A 6,000-nucleotide genomic window follows, 5' to 3' on the forward strand; every position below is an offset into this window, starting at 1 on the left:
CGACGCGACGATTCCCCAGCTCTTCGAGGCGCAGGCGAAGCGCACGCCGGATGCGGTCGCCGTGGTGAGCGGCAAGCAGCGGCTGACGTACCGGGAGGTGGAGGCGAAGGCGAACCAGTTGGCGCACCGGCTGCGCAAGCTGGGCGTGGGGCCGGAGTCGCGAGTGGGCCTGTGCGTGGAGCGCACAGCCGACGTCGTGGTCGGAACGTTGGGCATCCTGAAGGCGGGCGGCGCCTACGTGCCGCTGGATCCGAGCTACCCGAAGGAGCGGCTGGGCTGGCTGCTGGAGGACGCGCAGGGGCCGGCGTTGGTGGCGCATTCGCACCTCCTGGAGTCGCTGCCTGCCTTCAGCGCGCAGGCGGTGTGCCTCGACACGGACGCGACGTTGGCCAAGGAGCCGACCGAGGCGCTGAGGGCAGAGCCCCGTCCTGAGAATGTGGCGTACCTCATCTATACGTCGGGAAGCACAGGCCGCCCGAAGGGCGTCGCGGTGACGCACCGGAACGCAGTGGCCTTCCTCGCGTGGGCGACGGAGACGTTCACGGAGGAGGAGACGAAGGCGGTGCTCGCGGCGACGAGCCTGAACTTCGACCTCTCGGTGTTCGAACTCTTCGCTCCGTTGGTGAGGGGCGGCAGCGTGGTGGTGGTGCGCAACGCTCTGCACCTGGCGGAGGAGAAGCCAGAGGCGGAGGTGACGCTCATCAACACGGTGCCGTCGGCGATGGCGCAGTTGGTGCGGCTGAACGCGGTGCCGCCGACAGTGCAGGTCATCAACCTCGCCGGTGAAGCATTGCCGGAGACGCTGGCGAAGAGCGTCTACGGCATCCCCACGGTGAGGAAGCTGTACAACCTGTACGGCCCGTCGGAAGACACGACGTACTCGACGTGGTCGCTGGTAGGGCGGAATGAAGTGCCGAACATCGGCCGGCCGCTCACCAACACGCGGGCATACGTGCTGGACAAGTACCTGCAGCCGGTGCCGGTAGGCGTGGCGGGCGAGTTGTTCCTGGCAGGAGAAGGCCAGGCACGCGGCTACCTGCTGAGGCCGGAGCTGACGGCGGAGAAGTTCCTGCCGGAAGTCTACGGCCCGGAAGGCAGCCGCATGTACCGCACAGGAGACCGGGTGCGGTACCGCGCGGATGGCGTGCTGGAGTACCTGGGGCGAGTGGACTTCCAGGTGAAGGTGCGAGGCTTCCGCATCGAGCTGGGCGAAGTCGAAGCAGCCCTGCGCCAGCAGGAGACGGTGAAGGAAGCAGTGGTGGTGGCGAAGGGGGAGGGCGCGGAGAAGCGGCTCGTGGCGTACGTAGCGCCGAAGGCCGGCGCGACGTTGGAAGCGGAGTCGCTGAAGGCAAGCCTGCGCCAACGGTTGCCGGAGTACATGGTGCCCGGTGCGGTGGTGGTGCTGGAGGCGCTGCCGCTCAACTCCAACGGCAAGGTGGACCGCAAGGCCCTGCCGGAGCCAGAAGCCCAGAAGTCCGGTAACACGTACGAAGCGCCCCGCACGGAAGTGGAAGCGAAGCTGGCGGCCATCTGGGCGGAAGTGCTGCGAGTGCCTCAGGTCGGCGTGAAGGATGACTTCTTCGCGCTGGGTGGCCACTCGTTGCTCGCGACGCAGGTCGTGTCGCGGCTGCGCGCGGAGACGGGCTCGGAGCTGCCGCTGCGCGCGTTGTTCGAAGCGCCCACGGTGGAAGCCCTCGCTCGCCGGCTGGAGAAGGCCGGGCGCGCGAAGGCACCGGCCATCGTGCCCGTGTCACGAGACGCAGCGCTGCCGCTGTCGTTCGCGCAGCAGCGCCTGTGGTTCATCGACCAGCTGGAGCCGGGCACGGCGCTCTACAACGTGCCCATCGCGGTACGGCTGGAAGGCGACCTGAACGTGGAGGTCCTGGACCGGGCCCTGCGTGAGGTCGTGCGACGTCACGAGGCCCTGCGGACAACGTTCGTCGCGGGCAATCCCGAGCCGGAGCAACGGACCACGTCCGATAGCGCCTTCACGCTGGCGGTGGATGACCTGACGTCGAACACCGCCGCGCTTCGCAAGCGTGTGGAGCAAGAGGTGCTGAGGCCCTTCGAACTCGCACACGGCCCGCTCCTCCGAGCGCTCCTGCTGAAGCTCGACGCGCGTGAACACGTGCTCGTCGTCACGATGCATCACATCGTGTCGGACGGATGGTCGCTCGGGGTGTTGGTCCGCGAGGTCGGCGCGCTCTATGCGTCGTTCGTGCAGGGCCAGCCCTCACCGCTGCCAGAGCTGCCGGTGCAGTACGCGGACTACGCGGCCTGGCAGCGCGGCTGGTTGCAGGGCGCGACGCTCCAGCGGGAGGTGGACTACTGGAAGCAGAAGCTCTCCGGTGCGCCGCCGGTGCTGGAGCTGCCCACGGACCGTCCGCGTCCCGCGGTGCGAGGAACCGCGGGAGCGACCCAGAGCTTCCTCTGGCCGCAATCGCTGGCTCAGGGGCTGCGTGGCCTCGCGCAGCGCGAAGGCGCCTCGCTGTACATGGTGCTGCTGGCGGGCTGGCAGGTGCTGCTGTCGCGCTACAGCGGCCAGCAGGACATCAGCGTGGGTTCGCCCATCGCGGGCCGCACGCGCGCGGAGGTGGAGGGCCTCATCGGCTTCTTCGTCAACACGCTGGTGCTGCGCACGGACCTGTCTGGAGACCCCAGCTTCCGGGGCCTGCTCCAGCAAGTGCGTGAGACGGTCCTGGATGCGCAGGAGCACCAGGAGGTGCCGTTCGAGAAGCTGGTGGAGGCACTGCAACCGGAGCGCAGCCGCAGCCACACGCCGCTGTTCCAGACGCTGCTGGCGCTCCAGAACGTGCCCGTCGGTGAAGCCCGGCTGCCCGGCATGACGCTCAAGCCCGTGGAGATCGCGGGCGGAACGTCGAAGTTCGACCTGAGCGTCTTCTTCGTGGAGACCGCGGAGGGCCTGAGCGGAACGCTGGAGTACAGCACCGACCTGTTCGAAGCAGCGACGGTGCGCCGGATGGTGGCGCACCTGCACGTGCTGCTGGAAGGCGTGGTGGCGAAGCCGGAGGATGCAGTGGGCCGCTTGCCCATGCTGACGGAGGCGGAGCGCCAGCAGGTGCTGGTGACGTGGAACCAACAGCAGGCGGAGTACGACCGGGACGCGACGATTCCGGCGCTCTTCGAGGCGCAGGCGAAGCGCACGCCGGATGCGGTGGCCGTGGTGAGCGGCAAGCAGCGGCTGACGTACCGGGAGGTGGAGGCGAAGGCGAACCAGCTGGCGCACCGGCTGCGCAAGCTGGGAGTGGGACCGGAGTCGCGAGTGGGCCTGTGCGTGGAGCGCACGGCGGACGTCGTGGTGGGCACGCTGGGCATCCTCAAGGCGGGCGGCGCCTACGTGCCGTTGGACCCGAGCTATCCGAAGGAGCGCCTGGGCTGGCTGCTGGAGGACGCGCAGGGTCCGGCACTGGTGGCGCACTCGCACCTGCTGGAGTCGTTGCCCGCTTTCAGCGCGCAGGCGGTGTGCCTGGACCGTGAAGAGGAGTGGGCGGAAGAGTCCTGCTGCCCGCCGACGCCGGAGGTGCGCCCGGAGAACGTGGCGTACCTCATCTACACGTCGGGAAGCACAGGCCGTCCGAAGGGCGTGGCGGTGACGCACCGGAACGCGGCGGCCTTCCTGTCGTGGGCAACGGAGACGTTCACCGAAGAAGAGACGAAGGCAGTGCTCGCGGCGACGAGCCTGAACTTCGACCTCTCCGTCTTCGAACTCTTCGCGCCGTTGGTGCGAGGCGGCAGCGTGGTGGTGGTACGCAACGCCCTGCATCTGGTGGAGGAGAAGCCGGAGGTGGACGTCACGCTCATCAACACGGTGCCGTCGGCGATGGCGCAGTTGGTGCGGCTGAACGCGGTGCCGCCGTCAGTGCAGGTCATCAACCTCGCCGGTGAAGCCTTGCCGGAGACACTGGCGAAGGGCGTCTACGGCATCCCCACGGTGAGGAAGGTCTACAACCTATACGGCCCGTCGGAAGACACGACGTACTCGACGTGGTCGCTGGTGGGGCGCGCAGAGGTGCCGAACATCGGCCGGCCGCTGACCAACACGCGGGCCTACGTGCTGGACAAGCACCTGCAGCCGGTGCCGGTGGGCGTCGCGGGAGAGCTGTTCCTGGCGGGCGAAGGCCAGGCGCGCGGCTACCTGCTGAGGCCGGAGCTGACGGCGGAGAAGTTCCTGCCGGAAGTCTACGGCCCGGAAGGCAGCCGCATGTACCGCACGGGAGACCGGGTGCGGTACCGCGCGGACGGAGTGCTGGAGTACCTGGGCCGAGTGGACTTCCAGGTGAAGGTGCGAGGCTTCCGCATCGAGCTGGGCGAAGTCGAAGCAGCCCTGCGTCAACAGGAGTCCGTGAAGGAAGCGGTGGTGGTTGCGAAGGGGGAGGGCGCGGAGAAGCGCCTCGTGGCGTACGTGGCGCCGAAGGCAGGTGCGACACTGGAAGCGGAGTCGCTGAAGGCAAGTCTGCGCCAACGGCTGCCGGAGTACATGGTGCCCGGAGCGGTGGTGGTGCTGGAGGCACTGCCGCTCAACTCCAACGGCAAGGTGGACCGCAAGGCCCTGCCGGACCTGGACGTCACCACGTCCCAGGCCGAGAACTTCGTCGCACCCCGTGACGCGCTGGAGTCCCAGCTCGTGGCGGTGTGGGAAGAGGTCCTGGGCGTGAAGCCCATCGGGGTGCGCACCAGCTTCTTCGCGCTGGGAGGCCACTCGCTGCTCGCGGTCCGCCTGATGGCCGCGCTGCGCGAACAACTGGGCCGCGATGTCCCCCTGGCCGCGCTCTTCCAGCACCCCACCGTGGAGGACCTGGCCAACCTGCTTCGCGCCGAGACGGAGACGTGGTCGCCGCTCGTCCCGCTGGAGAAGGGCGACGCGGGCCTCCGGCCCCTGTTCCTCGTCCACCCGGGTGGCGGCAACGTGCTCGCCTACCCGGAGCTGGCGCGGCTCCTGGGGCCCCACCAACCCGTCTTCGGCCTTCAGGCTCGCGGCCTCCAGGCCGGCCATGCCGTGGTGGAGACCGTGGAGGAGATGGCCACCCTGTACGTGGCCGCCATTCGCGCGGAGCAGCCGGAAGGGCCGTACCGCCTCGCGGGCTGGTCGCTCGGCGGCGTCATCGCCTTCGAGATGGCCCGCCAGCTGCGCGCTCAAGGCCAGACCGTGGGGCTGCTGGCGCTCCTGGACGCCTACGTCCCCGGCGTCGGAGCGCCTCCTGGTGACGTCCCCAAGAAGGACCCCGACGCCAGCACACGCGTCGCCTTCGCCCTGACGGTGGCCCAGGCCTTCTCCCTGACCCTGCCCGTGCCCGACGAGGCCCTGGAGCGCATGGATGACGAAGCCATGCTGGGGACGCTCCTCGCCATGGGCGTCCAGGCCGGCCTCCTGGAGGAAGCGACGGGCCGCGAGCAATTGCGCGCCCTGTTCCGCGTCTACCAGGCCAACCTGCGCGCCATGGACCGCTACGTGCCTGGCCCCTACGACGGACCGGCGCTGCTGCTCGCCGCCACGGAAGGGACCCCCACCCCCGGGGTGCCCCGCCATCGCGGCTGGGAACCCTTCGTCCGGGGGGGACTGGACGTGAGGGATATCCCTGGGGGACACCATCAACTCATGCAGGAGCCGTACGTGCGGCACGTGGCCACGCTGTTGCGCGAGGCCCTGGAGGACAAGTCATGACCACTGAAACATCCGCGACATCCAGCGGGGGCTCACCGTGGCCCAACCGCATCATCCTGGCCATCTGGTTCGTGTGCTTCTCCGTGGGCTCACTGATCCACATCCTCGTCGTGGCGAAGTACGGCCTCTTCGCGAATGATCCGGCGGATCCGCTGCCCATGCCGTTCGTCGTCGTGAACGAGCTGTTCACGGTCCTCAACCCGCTCACCATCGCGCTGCTCATCTTCAAGCGGCGGGCGGGCATCCTCTCCGCGCTGGGCGTGGTGGCGCTTGTCTACGTCCTCAACCTGGCCCTGATCTGTCTCTTATACATATCT

Annotated in this window: 2 protein-coding genes (1 of these 2 cut by a window edge); both read left to right on the plus strand. The window is 68.8% G+C overall.

Annotated features, from left to right (window positions below; genetic code table 11):
- Positions 1-5,683 carry the 3' end of a non-ribosomal peptide synthetase gene (locus D7V77_RS10040; protein WP_147452028.1) on the plus strand. It extends 23,543 nt beyond the left edge of the window, so 5,683 of the gene's 29,226 nt are visible here — the last part of the coding sequence; its start codon lies off the left edge, out of view; its stop codon occupies positions 5,681-5,683.
- The coding region (locus tag D7V77_RS10045; protein WP_147452029.1) for a hypothetical protein at positions 5,680-6,000 on the plus strand (321 nt) is incomplete at its 3' end. The genes D7V77_RS10040 and D7V77_RS10045, both read left to right, overlap by 4 nt.

This window comes from Corallococcus sp. CA041A, from assembly GCF_003612075.1.
Classification (GTDB): Bacteria; Myxococcota; Myxococcia; order Myxococcales; family Myxococcaceae; genus Corallococcus; species Corallococcus exiguus.